Raw genomic sequence first — 19,408 nt, 5'->3', positions numbered from 1 at the left:
CTTTTATGCACAAGGCCTAACCAATACCATAACAAACGAAAACTATTTTTGCTTGCTGATCCTTTTATTTTTGTAATAAAAGGAAATAGCATGGTCTATAATACCGTATTAACATGAGTGATAATCATATGCTTTCCAAGAGTACTATTGATCTTGAAGGTTTAGAAAAGCAATTAGAAGGTAAATTATTTTATGATCATACCATGCGTTTGCTTTACGCAACAGATGCCAGTGCTTATAAGGAGATGCCCTTAGCTGTGGCGATCCCCAAAACAAAGGAAGATATTCAAAAAATAATTGCGTTTGCAAGAGAGAATAAAAGTAGCGTAATCCCTCGTGCAGCAGGAACCTCACTTGCAGGTCAAGTGGTGGGTAACGGGATTATTGTGGATATTTCACAGGATTTTACTAAAATTATTTCGGTAGATCCAGCGACTAAATCGGCTTGGGTAGAACCAGGAGTCATTCGAGATGAATTGAATCTTCATTTAAAAGACTACCAATTATTTTTTGGTCCAGAAACCTCTACCAGCAACCGTTGTATGATTGGGGGTATGGTAGGGAACAATGCCTGTGGGGCCAGATCGGTTATTTATGGTTCTACACGAGAACATTTATTGGAGATCAAAGGCTTTTTAGCCGATGGAAATGAAGTGAGTTTTGGCGCTTTAACCAATGCTGAATTTGAAGATAAATGCAAGGGGATTAATGTAGTGAGTCCACTAGAGCAAGCGGTGTATGTGCAAGCCAAAGCTATCTTGTCTTCACAGACCAACAGAGGTTTATTCGAGAATAATTTTCCAAAAAAATCAATTCCTAGAAGAAATACGGGTTATGCATTGGATCTATTAGCCAATACGTTGCCCTTTGAAGCTAGCACTGAAAAATTCAATTTTTGTAAATTAATTGCTGGTTCCGAAGGAACTTTATTCTTTTCGACGGCCATTAAATTGAATTTGGTGGATGCTTTAAAACCTTATTCAGCTTTAGTTTGTGTGCATTTTGATAGTATTAATGACTCCTTGAAAGCCAATATAGAGGCTTTAAAATTCCAACCCGATAGTGTAGAGTTAATCGATCATTATATACTGGAATGTACCAAAGAAAACAGAGAACAAAGCCAGAATCGCTTTTTTGTAAAAGGAGACCCTCAGGCTATTTTAGCGGTGGAATTTTTAAGAGACTCTCAAGAAGAAATAGATATTATTGCGAAAGAGATGGAAGTTTTGATGCGTTCTAAAAATCTGGGCTATCATTTCCCTATAGTCTACGGAGACGATACCAACAAAGTGTGGACCCTTAGGAAGGCAGGATTGGGCTTATTGTCCAATATTCCAGGAGATGCCAAAGCCGTAGCTGTTATTGAAGATACGGCGGTAGACGTACATGATTTGCCAGATTTTATTGAAGATTTTAATGCTATTCTAAAGGAGCGCAACTTAAACTGTGTACATTATGCGCATGCGGCAACAGGAGAGCTTCATCTGCGTCCTATAATTGATTTAAAAACAAAAGAAGGAACGGAAATCTTTAGAACCATAGCCACGGATATAGCGCATTTGGTCAAAAAATACAAAGGTTCTTTAAGTGGTGAACATGGAGACGGAAGACTTAGAGGGGAGTTTATTCCGCTGATGTTGGGTCAAGAGATCTACGAGCTGTTCCAGCAAATCAAACAGGTTTGGGACCCTTGGGGTGTTTTTAATCCGGGTAAGATTGTCAATACACCTCCGATGGACAGTAGTTTGAGATATACGCCAGGTCAGGACACACCCATGCCAGAAACCTATTTTGATTTTTCAGAGCACAATGGAATTTTGCGTGCTGCGGAAATGTGTAACGGGTCAGGGGATTGTAGAAAAACAGAAAAAAGTGGAGGTACGATGTGTCCAAGTTATATGGCTACTCGTGATGAAAAACATACCACTCGCGCTAGAGCCAATATGCTCAGAGAAACCATTACCCAATCCACCAAAGAAAACAAATTCGATGATGAGGCGCTACTAGACGTGCTTGATTTGTGTTTGAGTTGTAAAGGCTGTAAATCGGAGTGTCCATCCAATGTGGACATGGCCAAATTAAAAGCGGAGACTCTACAGCAATATCACGATAAGCATGGGGTCAAAATGCGATCTAGATTAATTGGAAATACACCTAAAATAAATCAGTTTTTCAGTAATATTCCTTGGATGTATAATCTCTCTACTAAAGGAATAGTAGGCATTATGATTAAAAAAGCAACAGGTTTTGCTACAGAGCGAACCTTACCTCTAATGCATAGCATTACTTTTGGGAATTGGATCAAAAAGTACATGCAAAAAGGAGATTTTGTAAATGGTACAGTATATCTGTATAATGATGAGTTTCTCAACTACTATGATGTTGAAATAGGGCAGAAGACTGTTAAGCTTTTGAATCGATTGGGATATCAAGTTGAGGTTCCTACTATCGGTATCAGTGGCAGGACTTATCTTTCGAAAGGGATGTTAAAAGAGGCCCGTGAAATTGCCGAACAAAATGTTTTGGATTTTGAGAAGGCCCTACCGACGGATGGTATTTTGATTGGCATAGAACCTTCTGCGATCTTGACTTTTCGGGATGAGTATCCTGATTTGTGTCGTGGAGACTTAAAAACCAAAGCCAAAACATGGGCTACTAGAACCTTTTTGATCGAAGAGTTTTTAGCCAAAGAACTCGAGCAAGGAAGAATTTCTTCAGATAGTTTTACGGATGAGGTAGAGCGAGTAAGGATGCATGGACATTGTTTTCAGAAAGCCTTATCTTCATTGGTACCTCTAAAGAAAATTTTGACCTTGCCTAGGAATTATACAGTGTTGAACATTCCGAGTGGTTGCTGTGGTATGGCCGGTTCTTTCGGTTATGAAAAAGAGCATTATGAGATTTCGATGAAAATAGGAGAATTAGTTTTGTTTCCTACTATCCGCTTGGAGGAGCAAGCTACTTTAATTTCTGCATCTGGTACAAGCTGTAGGCATCAAATTGCTGACGGTACAGGACGAAAGGCACAACATCCTGTAGAGATATTGTATGCTGCACTAAAATAGATTGAGGTGGGTAGAGCAATAAGTATCTTATTAAAATTTAATCTTTATAAGGACCGATCAATAGAAAAATAAAAAAGTAAGCCGAAAACGAAAGGTTTTCGGCTTATAAAAGGTACGTTTATTTTTTTAGATTGTAACACCTAGTGTATTAACGAGGTTCCCAAAGTTCTATTTTATTGTCATCTGCATCCATTATATGTACAAACTTCCCATAGTCATAAGTGACAATATCATCGAGTATGGTTACACCATTTTCTTTGAGTTGAAGAACAAGACCTTCCATATTCTGAACTCTGTAATTAATCATGAACTCTTTTTTTGATGGAGAAAAATACGCATCTCCTTTTTTGAAGGGACTCCATTGGAGTGCATTGATCTCCTGAGGATCGCTAATGTTTCTGGATTCAAAAGTAGAACCCCAGTCGTTGATTTCAAGTCCTAAGTTTTTAGCATACCATTCTCTGCTGTCCTTGGGATTGTCCGTAAAGAAAAAAATACCACCAATTCCAGTAACTTTTGGCGTTTTGTCAGATGAGTCTACTTGATTTTTTGAATCTTCCATATGCTGTTTTTTTATAATTGTTGCGTAATTAGGATGACACTAAGTTAGGAATTTTATCTATTTTTATGTGGTATTCATTAGTAGTAAAGATGCTATTTGAGGGTAAAATAGTTGTTCAAGTTTAGATTTTATTGAAGGAGAAAGACGGTTTTATTAAAATAAGAAGTCATTGTATAAACCAATGACAAAAAATGTAACTTTGAAAAAAAATAAAAACACTATGAAAACTGTCGGATTTATCAAACACCTATTGATCACGGTATTGTTAACATTATTTATGGTAAGTTGCAGCGTGCATACTTCGTCTTCACATGGCAGAAAATTGCCTCCTGGACAAGCAAAAAAGATGTCTGGAAGTAAGAGTGCAAAAGCCTATGCACCAGGTCAGCAGAAAAAAAGATAAGTTATCCTCAGTGGAGGCTAAATAAAAAAAAGACAGTCAGAAAATTTTCCTGACTGTCTTTTTTTTTGGTCTATAATTTAATGTTTACCATTTCCATGACCTTTTCCATTTCCGTTATTTCCATGGCCATTTCCATTGTTTCCACGGCCATTTCCATTATTTCCATAATCTTTGTTATTTCCTTTACCGGGTTTATGACCAATACTATGTTGAGGTTTTCCTTTATAGCCTTTACCATATTTTACTTTATGGGTTTTATAATTGTCATAAGGTCTATCTCCTCTATAGTCAGTAAGTACTACTTTATATCCGTTATAGAGATCATAGTTTCTATAATTTCGTGGTAAAGTTCTTGTTCTGAGCCATCTTCCTTGGTTAAGATAAATGTAAAAAGAAGTATTAACATCATAGTACATTTCTAGATCAGGCAAATAATAGTAACGCGCATCTGCATATCCTGAAGGACCCCATGCTGGAGGGGTTCCAATGTTAACATTAACGGACACTTGAGCTTGTAAAGAACTCATTGAAATAAAAGCGATTCCTATAATTAAATACTTTAGTGTTTTCATGATTTAAAATTGTTTTAGATTAATATCTTAAAGGTAAAGACAAAAACCGAACCTAAAATTGTTTTTTAGGAAAAATTTATTATAAATCTGAAATAATGAATTCGCTTCTTCTGTTCATTTGGTGTTCTTCTTCTGTACATTTTACGCCATCAGCACAGTGGTTAACTAGTTGTCTTTCTCCATAACCTTTACCGATTAATCGGTTTGGAGCGACACCATTTTTAACCAACCATTTGATGGTGGACTTGGCTCTTCTATCGGATAAGGCTTCATTGTATTTGAAACTAGCACGGCTATCGGTATGAGAGCGTATATCGAGTTTCATTGTTGGATACTGATTCAATACATCCAATATTTTTTCTAGGTCGATGGCCGCTTCCACTCTAATATTGGATTTGTCCAAATCAAAGTAAATCATTTTGATACCAAAGCATTTACCTAAGTCATCTCCTATGGTTACTTTACAAGTTGCTTTTTCTAAAGCAATAGGTAAAGAGGTTTTTCCGCTTTCTGTTGGAATAGTAATGCTCACTTCTTTGGTAGTATAATCTGTTTTTTCAGCTCTCACATTATAGGTTTTGCCGCACTCTACTGCAAAAGTATAATAGCCGTTAGCATCGGCGAGAGTCGTATTTTTGATGTTTCCTTGATTATCATACAGGGTAAGTTTGGTCTCTGGAAGCACTACACCTGATTCCGCATCGGTAATGGTTCCGTTTAGCTCTTGAATACATTGGAGTCTTCTGGTTTCTAGGAATTTATAGATATCATCAGAACCTAGTCCACCTGCTTTATTGGAAGAGAAATAGCCATTTCGAGTGACAGGATCAATAATATAAGCAAAATCATCTTGAGGAGAATTGATATCTGCCCCTAGGTTTTGAATGTTATTAATACTTCCGTCTGGAGCAATTTGACCTACAAAAACATCTAGTCCTCCCAGTCCAGGGTGTCCATCAGAGGCAAAGTAGATTTCATTTTCACTGGTCACATAAGGAAATGTTTCTTTTCCTTCAGTATTGATGGTTCTGCCTAAGTTCTCAGGAGATCCATAACCACCATTGCTGTTGATACTGACTCTATAAATATCAGATTGTCCTGTGGTACCGGGCATATCAGAGACAAAATACAATGTTTTTTCATCAGCACTAAGAGCAGGGTGTGCGGTACTGTAATTATCGCTGTTGAAAGGAAGTTCCATTACATTGGTCCATTTGTCCTTGTCAAGAGTAGCTTTATAGAGTTTTATTAAAGTAGTTTTATGATCATCTGTTCCTTTTTTGTGGTCTGCATAATTGTTTCGGGTAAAGTAAACTGTTTTACCATCTTTTGTGAAGACAGGAGAGGCTTCATGGAATTTGGTGTTTAACATCGTTTTGAATTTTCTCACTTTAGCCGAGTCTACATCGGCTATGTAAAGATTGGTGAAATACTGCCCAGTCCATTTGTGTTTGCGTTGAGAGAAATTCCCCGTATCTCTTGCCGAGGCAAAATAGATTTTGTTGTTGTATACAATAGTTCCGTAGTCGGAATACTTTGAATTGATACCGGCATTTTCAATGTTATAACGCCCCGAATTGGCTTTGATCTTATCGAGATAATTGGTGTCTTCTTTATAGAGTTGACCTCTGTTGTCGTTTTTAAATTTGCTATTAAATTCGTCCAGAATTTTATTGGCTTTATTACCATCTCCTGAAGATTTTAACGATTGTGCATAACGGTAGTAGTACTCGGGTTCTAACTCGGTATTCATAGCAAATAATTCGCCGTACCATTTGGCAGCAGCTTCAAATTCGGAGTTAAAGTAGTAAGAGTTTCCTAGTTTTTTAAACATATCTTCCGATTTGTATCCCTTCTGAGCTACTTTTTCATAGGTTTTAATCGCATCGATATAGGCATAGTTATCGTATTTTTTATCTCCAGATTCTATTTTAGCTTGTTGGGCGTAACTCTTAGAGAAAAAAACACTTACGATGGTTAGGCAAAGGAGTATAGAATTTTTCATAATCAGTATTTTTAGAAGAAACGAGGAGTTGTCATTTTACCATTGTTTTTGAAGAATTCATATCGGAGAAATATCTCATGCGATCCTGAATTGTAGTTGTTTAGGTTGGTGGTCTCACGATCATACCCATACCCCAGATACAGACCGTCCGAAATTTGAAAGCCCACCATAGCACTTAAAGAAGCACTCCATCTATAGGCTACACCGACTACAAATTTGTCCACGAACATGAAATTAGCAGAGATATCTGCTTGTAAAGGAGCACCTTCTACCATTTTAGTCAATATCGCTGGTTTGAATTTGATATACTGCGCTTGATCTAGATTAAAGACATAACCAGCCATTAGATAATAACTAATTTTATCTTTATATATGGCTACATCATTATCATCGTATCGATTGGTTTCTATAAAATTTGGTACCGATAACCCGATGTACGCTTTATCAGAATGCCAGTAAACCCCGGCTCCCACATTAGGAGAGAATTTGTTTTTTAAATCTTGAAATTGAGGATCTCCTTGATCAACAGGATTTAATTTATTGACGTCTAAATTGAATATATTGGCCGTTCCCTTGATCCCAAATGAAAGTTTAAAATCAGCAGAGGTTTGTACGGTATACGAAATGTCTGCAGAAAAGTTATTTTCATTAGTGGGGCCAATTTTATCATTGATAAAGGAAACACCTACTCCTAAATTACTATTGTTAATGGGAGTATTAACCGAAAAGCTACTAGTTTCAGGTGCACCGTCTAGTCCTACCCATTGGGTACGATATAAACCGAAAACACTCAATGCTCCTCGAGATCCTGCATAGGCTGGATTGATGTTTATTGTGTTGTACATATATTGCGTAAACTGCGCATCTTGTTGTGCATGACTAGCAAATGATACTAACATAATGACGAAGGAAAATAATGTTGTTCTCATAGTAGATATTTATTATTTTAATAATTACTATTGCTTGTTTATCCCCATAAATCCTAGAAAAGAAGCAATGTGATGGCTTATTTTAGAATAAGTTTTTTATTGATTGTGATATAATGCGCTATAAGACATTGTTTTATAGCGCATTGTTTTTAGTTCTTATCTGGATAAATATAAATAGCCATCTTTTTTATGGGTCTGGATTGCACCGTTTCCATCAACAGCAGTATAGTTCAGAATGTAGAAGTAAGTTCCTGCTGGTAGACCAGATGGCGCACTTATTGTTGTTCTACCTCTAGAGAAACCATCAAAAGCATTGGTAGTATTGTTGTAGTCTTTGGTTTCAAATACTAGTACTCCCCAACGGTTGTAGATCTCTACAGTATTCTCAGGATAACAAGCGGTCTGATCTATATTATCGATCACAAATTTATCATTGAAGTTGTCACCATTTGGAGAGAAGGCATTGTGAACTAGTATGTTTCCACAGGCCAATACCACACAATCATCATTAACGACAAGATTTACAAATAAACTTCTCGGACAGGCTTCATCTTTTATTTGATACTCAAATGTATACGTACCCACTGCAAGACCAAAGGAAGTCACTGTACTACCATTTAAAGCATTAGAGTTATTGGTATCGATCCAGGTACCTGTAGTAGTAGTGCTTCGAGGGAGTATATTAAATAGATTTACAGTCGATGTATCTCCATTACAAACAGGACTGTTTATGGCCGATGCTGGTGATGCATCATTTTGTTGAACAGTTATGGTTTGTACCAGTAGTGTTTTATTGCCAGCACAGTCAGATAAAGTGTACGTTCTTGTTAGGATGTAAGGAGTGCCTACGCAACCTGTACCTCCATTATTGGTATCACTTACTGTCACGGTTACTGTGGCACTACAGTTATCAGTAGCATTAAGTACTGCTTTAGGATCTGCCACTGGAATATCGGCTATGTTTTGCAAGGTGATATCCGCTGGAGCTGTTCCTGTAGGAGCCGTAGTGTCTTTAACGGTAATGACTTGTGTGTACGTGGTGGTATTACTGCCACAATCACTAGTGGTCCATTTACGTGTTAAGGTGTAGTTGGTAGCACACTCATTTTGAATATTGCTTTTTGTTTCTGTATACACCACTGGTACGTCGGTATTACAATTGTCCGTTGCTGTTATCGTAGCGGGTTGTGGAACCTTATCACAAGATACTGTAAGATCAACTGGAAGTTCTCCATTGAATGTTGGCTTAGTAGTGTCTTCTATGGTGATCACTTGGGTGAAGACTGCAGTGGCATTACCACAATTGTCTGTTGCTATCCAAGTATTGGTATAAGTTCCCGTATTGCTACAAGATTCAGAGGCTACAAACACACCACTAGTTTTGGTTAGTGTAACTTCTGCATCGCAATTGTCTGAAGCCACAGGCGCTTTTCCTTGAGCCGTAGCCAAAGCCTCAGCATCACTACATTGAAGCGTTACATTGAGTGTTCCGGCTGCAGTCGTCCAAGTTGGCACTGTAGTGTCTTGGATGGTGATCACTTGGGTGAAAGACTCAGAAGTGTTACCACAATCGTCTTTAACAGTCCAAGTATTGGTATAGGTTCCCGCATTACCACAATCCGCAGCAGCTACAAAGGCTCCACTGGTTTTGGTAATATTGGTCACATCACCATCGCAATTATCGCTTGCCACAGGTGCTTTACCTTGAGCGGTTGCCAAGGAATCAGCATCACTACATTCAATAGTAGTATCCAAAGTTCCGGCTAGAGTAGTCCAAGTTGGTACTGTAGTGTCTTGGATGGTGATTACTTGGGTGAAAGTTTCAGAAGTGTTGCCACAATCGTCTTTAACAGACCAAGTATTGGTATAGGTTCCGGCATTACCACAAGTTCCGGAAGCTACGAAGGCTCCACTGATTTTGGTGATATTGGTCACATCACCATCACAATTATCTTTTGCTACAGGTGCTTTCCCTTGAGCCGTTGTCAAAGCAGCAGCATCACTACATTCAATAGTAACATCTAAAGTTCCGGCTAGAGTAGTCCAAGTTGGTACTGTAGTGTCTTGGATGGTGATTACTTGGGTGAAAGTTTCAGAAGTGTTACCACAATCATCTTTAACGATCCAAGTATTGGTATAAGTTCCTGCGTTGCCACAAGTTTCGGAAGCTATAAAGGCTCCACTAGTTTTTACAACATTACTTAGATCACTATCACAATTATCGCTTGCTACTGGTACATTTGCTTGAGCGGTTGCCAAAGCATCAGCATCACTACATTCAACAGTAACATTCAAAGTTCCGATTGGCGTACTCCAAGTTGGTGCAGTGGTATCTTGGATCGTAATTATTTGTGTGAAGGTAGCAGAAGTGTTGCCACAATCGTCTTTAACGATCCAGGTATTGGTATAAGTTCCAGCGTTACCACAAGAGGCAGAGGCAGGTACAAACGCTCCACTAGTTTTTAGAATATTGCTTAGATCACCATCACAATTGTCTGCCGCCATAGGGAATTTTGCTTGAGCCGCTGTCAAAGCTTGGGCATCGCTACATTCAATAGTAGCATTCAAAGTTCCGGCACCTGTACTCCATGTTGGAGCAATGGTATCTTCAATGGTGAATGTGGCTGAAGTTGTAGTTTTGTTTCCACAAGCATCAGTGGCAGTAAATTCTACGGTTACTGCAGCAGAACAATCAGCATCTATTTTATCGAAGTTATTGGTCCAAGTTACTTGAGAGCAATTATCAGTAGCGGTAGCTCCACCATGGGAGGTTAGCCAATTACTAAGTGCTGTGTTGTTTCCATTTCCATCACATTCTACTATAAGATTAGCAGCTGGTTTGGAAATGATTGGTGCTGTGTTATCTTTTACAGTAATAGTTTGTACTTGATCAGGAGCTTTGTTTCCACAAGCATCTTTTAAAGACCAAGTTCTAGTGATGATATGAGACCCTTCACAAGTACCAGCTGTAGTTACATCAGTGTAGGTAGCTTGAATAGTAGTAGAGCAACTATCTTGTTCATTAGTAACATCACCTGTTTTTATTGGAGTGGCATTATATTCACAACTTGCATCAGCATAGATGATTATGTCTGCAGGTCTAGTAAAGGTTGGTAAAGTTGTATCTTCAACCATTATTATTTTAGTACATGTTGATTTGCATCCATTGTTGTCTTTTATTGTTAAGGTAAGTGTAAATGAAGCTCCACAGTTTGATCCAGCAGTTATTGAGACTGTTTGTGAAGTTGTACTGCCATTAATTGTCGCATTTCCAGTAACAGACCAAGCATAGCTACTCATTCCAGCTGGTGCAGTATAAATATTAGCTGTTGATGAAGGACATAGTGGACCATCTGAACCTGCGATGGAACATACTGGAACTGGGTTCACTGTTATGGTTACTATTTGTGCTGCTCCCACACAGTGTCCTGTTATAGATGTAGGTGTCACTGTATAGATTACCGTTTGAACACTAGTTGTAGTGTTAACCAAGATATCTGTTATTGTAGATGTAGATTGTACTGTAGTACTTTCTCCAGTTACATTAGCATTGGCAGTTGCAACCCATGTATAGGTAGAAGGTACCACACTTGTTAAGGTAAGTCCAATTGCATCTCCACTACAGATTGTTTTAGAAGTTTCGCAAGTCATCGTTGGTGCAGGATTCACTTTTATGGCTACGGTTTGTGCTGCTCCCACACAGTGTCCTGTTATAGATGTTGGTGTTACGGTATAGATTACCGTTTGAACACTATTAGTAGTATTAATCAAAATATCTGTTATGGTCGAAGTAGTTTGTGTTGTAGTACTTTCTCCCGTTACGTTAGCATTTGCAGAGGCAACCCATGTATAGGTTGAAGGTACCACACTAGTTAAAAGAAGTCCAACAGTATCTCCACTACAGATGGTTTTGGAAGTATCACAAGTCATCGTTGGCGCAGGATTCACTGTTATGGTTACTGTTTGTGATGCTCCCACACAACCACCTGTTATAGATGTTGGTGTTACCGTGTAGATCACCGTTTGAACACTAGTGGTAGTATTAACCAAAATGTCTGTTATGGTAGCTGAAGATTGTGCTGTAGTACTTTCTCCTGTTACATTAGGATTTGCTATGGCAATCCATGAATAGGTGGAAGGTACCACACTAGTTAAAAGAAGTCCAACAGTATCTCCACTACAGATAGTTTTGGCAGTATCACAAGTCATTGTTGGTGCTGGTGTAACGATGATGGTTCCAGTAGCACTCACTGTTCCACAACCTCCGGTTAATGGAATGTTATAGTTAAAAGTTCCTGCTATCGTTGGTGTTCCGCTAATGGTAATTACATCGGCATTCCATGCTGCAGTAACTCCTGTAGGCAATCCCGTAGGGGCTCCAATTCCAGTGGCTCCCGTTGTAGTATGTGTGATCGCAGTTAATACGGTATTGATACACAAGGTTGGGGTAGCGGATGGTGAAGTTACAGTATTATCAGGGGTAACGATGATAGTTCCTGTTGCACTCACTGTTCCACAACCTCCAGTTAATGGAATGTTATAGTTAAAAGTTCCTGCTATCGTTGGTGTTCCACTAATGGTAATCACATCGGCATTCCATGCTGCAGTAACTCCTGTTGGTAATCCCGTAGGGGCTCCGATTCCAGTGGCTCCCGTTGTAGCATGTGTGATTGGAGTTAATACGGTATTGATACACAAGGTTGGTGTAGTTGATGGTAGGCCCGCAGTATTGTTTGTGGTAACAGTAATAGTTCCTGTTGCACTAACAGTTCCACAACCTCCAGTTAAAGGAATGTTATAGTTAAAAGTTCCCGCTATCGTTGGTGTTCCGCTAATGGTAATCACATCGGCATTCCATGCTGCAGTAACTCCTGTAGGCAATCCCGTAGGGGCTCCAATTCCAGTGGCTCCCGTTGTAGTATGTGTGATCGCAGTTAATACGGTGTTGATACACAAGGTTGGGGTAGTGGATGGTGGAGTTACGGTATTATCAGGGGTAACGATGATAGTTCCAGTAGCACTCACTGTTCCACAACCTCCAGTTAATGGAATGTTATAGTTAAAAGTTCCTGCTATCGTTGGTGTTCCGCTAATGGTAATTACATCGGCATTCCATGCTGCAGTAACTCCTGTAGGCAATCCCGTAGGGGCTCCAATTCCAGTAGCTCCCGTTGTAGTATGTGTGATCGCAGTTAATACGGTATTGATACACAAGGTTGGCGTAGTGGATGGTGGAGTTACGGTATTATCAGGGGTAACGATGATAGTTCCAGTAGCACTCACTGTTCCACAACCTCCAGTTAAAGGAATGTTATAGTTGAAAGTTCCTGCTATCGTTGGTGTTCCACTAATGGTAATCACATCGGCATTCCATGCTGCAGTAACTCCTGTTGGTAATCCCGTAGGGGCTCCGATTCCAGTGGCTCCCGTTGTAGCATGTGTGATTGGAGTTAATACGGTATTGATACACAAGGTTGGTGTAGTTGATGGTAGGCCCGCAGTATTGTTTGTGGTAACAGTAATAGTTCCTGTTGCACTAACAGTTCCACAACCTCCAGTTAAAGGAATGTTATAGTTGAAAGTTCCTGCTATCGTTGGTGTTCCGCTAATGGTAATCACATCGGCATTCCATGCTGCAGTAACTCCTGTAGGCAATCCCGTAGGGGCTCCGATTCCAGTGGCTCCCGTTGTAGTATGTGTGATCGCAGTTAATACGGTGTTGATACACAAGGTTGGGGTAGTGGATGGTGGAGTTACGGTATTATCAGGGGTAACGATGATGGTTCCAGTAGCACTCACTGTTCCACAACCTCCGGTTAATGGAATGTTATAGTTAAAAGTTCCTGCTATCGTTGGTGTTCCGCTAATGGTAATTACATCGGCATTCCATGCTGCAGTAACTCCTGTTGGTAATCCCGTAGGGGCTCCGATTCCAGTGGCTCCCGTTGTAGTATGTGTGATCGCAGTTAATACGGTATTGATACACAAGGTTGGCGTAGTGGATGGTGGAGTTACGGTATTATCAGGAGTAACGATGATGGTTCCAGTAGCACTCACTGTTCCACAACCTCCGGTTAATGGAATGTTATAGTTGAAAGTTCCTGCTATCGTTGGTGTTCCACTAATGGTAATCACATCGGCATTCCATGCTGCAGTAACTCCTGTTGGTAATCCCGTAGGGGCTCCGATTCCAGTGGCTCCCGTTGTAGCATGTGTGATTGGAGTTAATACGGTATTGATACACAAGGTTGGTGTAGTTGATGGTAGGCCCGCAGTATTGTTTGTGGTAACAGTAATAGTTCCTGTTGCACTAACAGTTCCACAACCTCCAGTTAAAGGAATGTTATAGTTAAAAGTTCCCGCTATCGTTGGTGTTCCGCTAATGGTAATCACATCGGCATTCCATGCTGCAGTAACTCCTGTAGGCAATCCCGTAGGGGCTCCAATTCCAGTGGCTCCCGTTGTAGTATGTGTGATCGCAGTTAATACGGTGTTGATACACAAGGTTGGGGTAGTGGATGGTGGAGTTACGGTATTATCAGGGGTAACGATGATGGTTCCAGTAGCACTCACTGTTCCACAACCTCCGGTTAATGGAATGTTATAGTTAAAAGTTCCTGCTATCGTTGGTGTTCCGCTAATGGTAATCACATCGGCATTCCATGCTGCAGTAACTCCTGTTGGTAATCCCGTAGGGGCTCCAATTCCAGTGGCTCCCGTTGTAGTATGTGTGATCGCAGTTAATACGGTATTGATACACAAGGTTGGGGTAGCGGATGGTGGAGTTACAGTATTATCAGGGGTAACGATGATAGTTCCTGTTGCACTCACTGTTCCACAACCTCCAGTTAATGGAATGTTATAGTTAAAAGTTCCTGCTATCGTTGGTGTTCCACTAATGGTAATCACATCGGCATTCCATGCTGCAGTAACTCCTGTTGGTAATCCCGTAGGGGCTCCGATTCCAGTGGCTCCCGTTGTAGCATGTGTGATTGGAGTTAATACGGTATTGATACACAAGGTTGGTGTAGTTGATGGTAGGCCCGCAGTATTGTTTGTGGTAACAGTAATAGTTCCTGTTGCACTAACAGTTCCACAACCTCCAGTTAAAGGAATGTTATAGTTAAAAGTTCCCGCTATCGTTGGTGTTCCGCTAATGGTAATCACATCGGCATTCCATGCTGCAGTAACTCCTGTAGGCAATCCCGTAGGGGCTCCAATTCCAGTGGCTCCCGTTGTAGTATGTGTGATCGCAGTTAATACGGTGTTGATACACAAGGTTGGGGTAGTGGATGGTGGAGTTACGGTATTATCAGGGGTAACGATGATAGTTCCAGTAGCACTCACTGTTCCACAACCTCCAGTTAATGGAATGTTATAGTTAAAAGTTCCTGCTATCGTTGGTGTTCCGCTAATGGTAATTACATCGGCATTCCATGCTGCAGTAACTCCTGTAGGCAATCCCGTAGGGGCTCCAATTCCAGTAGCTCCCGTTGTAGTATGTGTGATCGCAGTTAATACGGTATTGATACACAAGGTTGGCGTAGTGGATGGTGGAGTTACGGTATTATCAGGGGTAACGATGATAGTTCCAGTAGCACTCACTGTTCCACAACCTCCAGTTAAAGGAATGTTATAGTTGAAAGTTCCTGCTATCGTTGGTGTTCCACTAATGGTAATCACATCGGCATTCCATGCTGCAGTAACTCCTGTTGGTAATCCCGTAGGGGCTCCGATTCCAGTGGCTCCCGTTGTAGCATGTGTGATTGGAGTTAATACGGTATTGATACACAAGGTTGGTGTAGTTGATGGTAGGCCCGCAGTATTGTTTGTGGTAACAGTAATAGTTCCTGTTGCACTAACAGTTCCACAACCTCCAGTTAAAGGAATGTTATAGTTGAAAGTTCCTGCTATCGTTGGTGTTCCGCTAATGGTAATCACATCGGCATTCCATGCTGCAGTAACTCCTGTAGGCAATCCCGTAGGGGCTCCGATTCCAGTGGCTCCCGTTGTAGTATGTGTGATCGCAGTTAATACGGTGTTGATACACAAGGTTGGGGTAGTGGATGGTGGAGTTACGGTATTATCAGGGGTAACGATGATGGTTCCAGTAGCACTCACTGTTCCACAACCTCCAGTTAAAGGAATGTTATAGTTGAAAGTTCCTGCTATCGTTGGTGTTCCACTAATGGTAATCACATCGGCATTCCATGCTGCAGTAACTCCTGTTGGTAATCCCGTAGGGGCTCCGATTCCAGTGGCTCCCGTTGTAGTATGTGTGATCGCAGTTAATACGGTATTGATACACAAGGTTGGCGTAGTGGATGGTGGAGTTACGGTATTATCAGGGGTAACGATGATGGTTCCAGTAGCACTCACTGTTCCACAACCTCCAGTTAATGGAATGTTATAGTTGAAAGTTCCTGCTATCGTTGGTGTTCCACTAATGGTAATCACATCGGCATTCCATGCTGCAGTAACTCCTGTTGGTAATCCCGTAGGGGCTCCGATTCCAGTGGCTCCCGTTGTAGCATGTGTGATTGGAGTTAATACGGTATTGATACACAAGGTTGGCGTAGTGGATGGTAGGCCCGCAGTATTGTTTGTGGTAACAGTAATAGTTCCTGTTGCACTAACAGTTCCACAACCTCCAGTTAAAGGAATGTTATAGTTAAAAGTTCCCGCTATCGTTGGTGTTCCGCTAATGGTAATCACATCGGCATTCCATGCTGCAGTAACTCCTGTAGGCAATCCCGTAGGGGCTCCGATTCCAGTGGCTCCCGTTGTAGTATGTGTGATCGCAGTTAATACGGTGTTGATACACAAGGTTGGGGTAGTGGATGGTGGAGTTACGGTATTATCAGGGGTAACGATGATGGTTCCAGTAGCACTCACTGTTCCACAACCTCCAGTTAAAGGAATGTTATAGTTGAAAGTTCCTGCTATCGTTGGTGTTCCACTAATGGTAATCACATCGGCATTCCATGCTGCAGTAACTCCTGTTGGTAATCCCGTAGGGGCTCCGATTCCAGTGGCTCCCGTTGTAGTATGTGTGATCGCAGTTAATACGGTATTGATACACAAGGTTGGCGTAGTGGATGGTGGAGTTACGGTATTATCAGGGGTAACGATGATGGTTCCAGTAGCACTCACTGTTCCACAACCTCCAGTTAATGGAATGTTATAGTTGAAAGTTCCTGCTATCGTTGGTGTTCCACTAATGGTAATCACATCGGCATTCCATGCTGCAGTAACTCCTGTTGGTAATCCCGTAGGGGCTCCGATTCCAGTGGCTCCCGTTGTAGCATGTGTGATTGGAGTTAATACGGTATTGATACACAAGGTTGGTGTAGTTGATGGTAGGCCCGCAGTATTGTTTGTGGTAACAGTAATAGTTCCTGTTGCACTAACAGTTCCACAACCTCCAGTTAAAGGAATGTTATAGTTAAAAGTTCCCGCTATCGTTGGTGTTCCGCTAATGGTAATCACATCGGCATTCCATGCTGCAGTAACTCCTGTAGGCAATCCCGTAGGGGCTCCAATTCCAGTGGCTCCCGTTGTAGTATGTGTGATCGCAGTTAATACGGTGTTGATACACAAGGTTGGGGTAGTGGATGGTGGAGTTACGGTATTATCAGGGGTAACGATGATAGTTCCAGTAGCACTCACTGTTCCACAACCTCCAGTTAATGGAATGTTATAGTTAAAAGTTCCTGCTATCGTTGGTGTTCCACTAATGGTAATCACATCGGCATTCCATGCTGCAGTAACTCCTGTTGGTAATCCCGTAGGGGCTCCGATTCCAGTGGCTCCCGTTGTAGTATGTGTGATCGCAGTTAATACGGTATTGATACACAAGGTTGGCGTAGTGGATGGTGGAGTTACGGTATTATCAGGAGTAACGATGATGGTTCCAGTAGCACTCACTGTTCCACAACCTCCAGTTAATGGAATGTTATAGTTGAAAGTTCCTGCTATCGTTGGTGTTCCACTAATGGTAATCACATCGGCATTCCATGCTGCAGTAACTCCTGTTGGTAATCCCGTAGGGGCTCCGATTCCAGTGGCTCCCGTTGTAGCATGTGTGATTGGAGTTAATACGGTATTGATACACAAGGTTGGTGTAGTGGATGGTAGGCCCGCAGTATTGTTTGTGGTAACAGTAATAGTTCCTGTTGCACTAACAGTTCCACAACCTCCAGTTAAAGGAATGTTATAGTTAAAAGTTCCCGCTATCGTTGGTGTTCCGCTAATGGTAATCACATCGGCATTCCATGCTGCAGTAACTCCTGTAGGCAATCCCGTAGGGGCTCCAATTCCAGTGGCTCCCGTTGTAGTATGTGTGATCGCAGTTAATACGGTGTTGATACACAAGGTTGGGGTAGTGGATGGTGGAGTTACGGTATTATCAGGGGTAACGATGATAGTTCCAGTAGCACTCACTGTTCCACAACCTCCAGTTAATGGAATGTTATAGTTAAAAGTTCCTGCTATCGTTGGTGTTCCACTAATGGTAATCACATCGGCATTCCATGCTGCAGTAACTCCTGTAGGCAATCCCGTAGGGGCTCCAATTCCAGTAGCTCCCGTTGTAGCATGTGTGATTGCAGTTAAAACGGTATTGATACACAAGGTTGGTGTGGTGGATGGAGTGGCCGCAGTATTGTTTGGGTTCACGGTCACCGTTACGGTAAAGGTACTTCCTGTACAGTTTCCTGATTTAGGAGTTACCGTATAGACCACATTGATGGGCGCGTTGGTTGTATTGGTTAAGATGCCGCTGATGTTTGCTTGATTTGTACCTGCTGCTAGTCCTGTAATACCTGGTGCAACTGGGAGTTCCCAGCTGTAGGTAGTGCCTAGTGGTACTGTACCGTTAACTCCATCTGCAGGTATTACAGTGAAGTTTCCTCCAGTACAAATACTAGTGGTCATACCCGTTATAACAGGGTTAGTGCAACAAGCTAATACATTTATAGTATTTACTGTTTTAGTGCTAGGAGGTACCTGTCCTGAAGGATCTGTAAGCGTTAAAGTAGCGCTCTTATTACCAGCACTAGCATAAGTAACAGTATAAGGTCCTGCTGTTGTTAAACTAACGGGAGAAACTGTAGCGGCTCCAGGGAAGGCCCAAAGATAAGTGGTGGGTGAGGGGGCGGGTGTTGTTACAATACCTGTTGAAGTGCTAGTATAAACAACCTGTTCAAAGGCACCTGTTGTACAAGATTGAACCGTAGTAAAATTTGCGAATAATGGTGTTTTTATAATTATTCCAGCGCCAAGCGTATTACTACACTTTGGAGTATCACAGGCGATGGTATTAGTTGCTACAGTTGGTCCAATTGCTTGGCCAGGTGCTTGCCATCCTAGATAAATATTTTTGAATTCAAGGGATAGACCTACTGTGTAGCCTGTGATTTGAGCCATTCGATATTTAGAGCCGGCTGTAATTACGGCTCCTCTAATTTTAATTGTTAGTCTATCGGTTGGAGCTCCAACAAAAGGGGTGCAATCAAAATTACTTCGAACGCCACCGACTAAAAAATCAAATTGAAACATGAGATCATGTTTTGTCGAATTATTAGAAATGGGAACCCAGATATACAATCCGTTAACGGGATTGTTTATATAAGCCAAAGTAGCTTGGTTCCCGACGTTATCACCTAAATAAACTGTACCAAAATTAACATCATTAGCGGTACATGCGCTAATGGTACAACCAGCGGTAGTGGTTAATGTAGCAGGTGAAAGAGGCGCAACGCCAAATGTAATATTGGTATCTTGAGAGTAGCTATTTGTAGTAAAAGCGAGTAAGTAAACTAAAAAAAACGCAGATAATTTTAGCGGAAGAGTAAAATTTGATTTCATATTG

Annotated in this window: 7 protein-coding genes; 2 read left to right on the top strand and 5 right to left on the bottom strand. The window is 41.0% G+C overall.

Features of this window, described 5'->3' with window-relative positions; all coding sequences use genetic code 11:
* The first annotated feature begins 113 nt into the window (after positions 1–113).
* Positions 114–3,065, top strand: coding sequence for an FAD-binding and (Fe-S)-binding domain-containing protein (locus AC51AA_RS05030; protein WP_500704639.1), 2,952 nt, complete (start codon positions 114–116; stop codon positions 3,063–3,065).
* A 148-nt stretch (positions 3,066–3,213) separates the two neighbouring features.
* Here the strand turns inward: AC51AA_RS05030 and AC51AA_RS05025 are convergent, their stop codons facing one another.
* A complete protein-coding gene (locus AC51AA_RS05025) occupies positions 3,214–3,627 on the bottom strand; it encodes a VOC family protein (protein WP_500704638.1) in 414 nt (137 codons plus the stop codon).
* A gap of 220 nt (positions 3,628–3,847) precedes the next feature.
* On the opposite strand from AC51AA_RS05025, the gene AC51AA_RS05020 reads away from it, so the two are divergent.
* Positions 3,848–4,030, top strand: coding sequence for a hypothetical protein (locus AC51AA_RS05020; RefSeq protein WP_500704637.1), 183 nt, complete (start codon positions 3,848–3,850; stop codon positions 4,028–4,030).
* 77 nt (positions 4,031–4,107) lie between these two features.
* Here AC51AA_RS05020 and AC51AA_RS05015 read toward each other — a convergent pair whose 3' ends face one another.
* From AC51AA_RS05015 to AC51AA_RS05000, 4 genes are all read right to left on the bottom strand, one after another.
* Positions 4,108–4,602, bottom strand: a complete 495-nt coding sequence (locus tag AC51AA_RS05015) for a hypothetical protein (RefSeq protein ID WP_500704636.1) — start codon at positions 4,600–4,602, stop codon at positions 4,108–4,110.
* Between the two features lie 79 nt (positions 4,603–4,681).
* A complete protein-coding gene (locus AC51AA_RS05010) occupies positions 4,682–6,607 on the bottom strand; it encodes an OmpA family protein (protein WP_500704635.1) in 1,926 nt (641 codons plus the stop codon).
* A gap of 11 nt (positions 6,608–6,618) precedes the next feature.
* Positions 6,619–7,536, bottom strand: coding sequence for a PorP/SprF family type IX secretion system membrane protein (locus AC51AA_RS05005; protein WP_500704634.1), 918 nt, complete (start codon positions 7,534–7,536; stop codon positions 6,619–6,621).
* Positions 7,537–7,692: 156 nt separating this feature from the next.
* Positions 7,693–19,404 (bottom strand): PKD-like domain-containing protein, encoded by an 11,712-nt coding sequence (locus AC51AA_RS05000; protein WP_500704633.1) that lies wholly within the window; start codon positions 19,402–19,404, stop codon positions 7,693–7,695.
* Positions 19,405–19,408: the final 4 nt, after the last annotated feature.

This window comes from Flavobacterium sp. OHVDL-2026-0007 (assembly GCF_059882335.1).
The sequence above is the reverse complement of the archived record's forward strand: the minus strand, read 5'-3'. Positions and strand labels throughout refer to the sequence as shown.

Bases quoted from the DNA above. Each gene is read 5' to 3' on its own strand.
- AC51AA_RS05010 (WP_500704635.1), bottom strand. From the start codon at position 6,607: ATGAAAAATTCTATACTCCTTTGCCTAACCATCGTAAGTGTTTTTTTC.
- AC51AA_RS05005 (WP_500704634.1), bottom strand. From the start codon at position 7,536: ATGAGAACAACATTATTTTCCTTCGTCATTATGTTAGTATCATTTGCT.
- AC51AA_RS05000 (WP_500704633.1), bottom strand. From the start codon at position 19,404: ATGAAATCAAATTTTACTCTTCCGCTAAAATTATCTGCGTTTTTTTTA.
- AC51AA_RS05025 (WP_500704638.1), bottom strand. From the start codon at position 3,627: ATGGAAGATTCAAAAAATCAAGTAGACTCATCTGACAAAACGCCAAAA.
- AC51AA_RS05030 (WP_500704639.1), top strand. From the start codon at position 114: ATGAGTGATAATCATATGCTTTCCAAGAGTACTATTGATCTTGAAGGT.
- AC51AA_RS05015 (WP_500704636.1), bottom strand. From the start codon at position 4,602: ATGAAAACACTAAAGTATTTAATTATAGGAATCGCTTTTATTTCAATG.
- AC51AA_RS05020 (WP_500704637.1), top strand. From the start codon at position 3,848: ATGAAAACTGTCGGATTTATCAAACACCTATTGATCACGGTATTGTTA.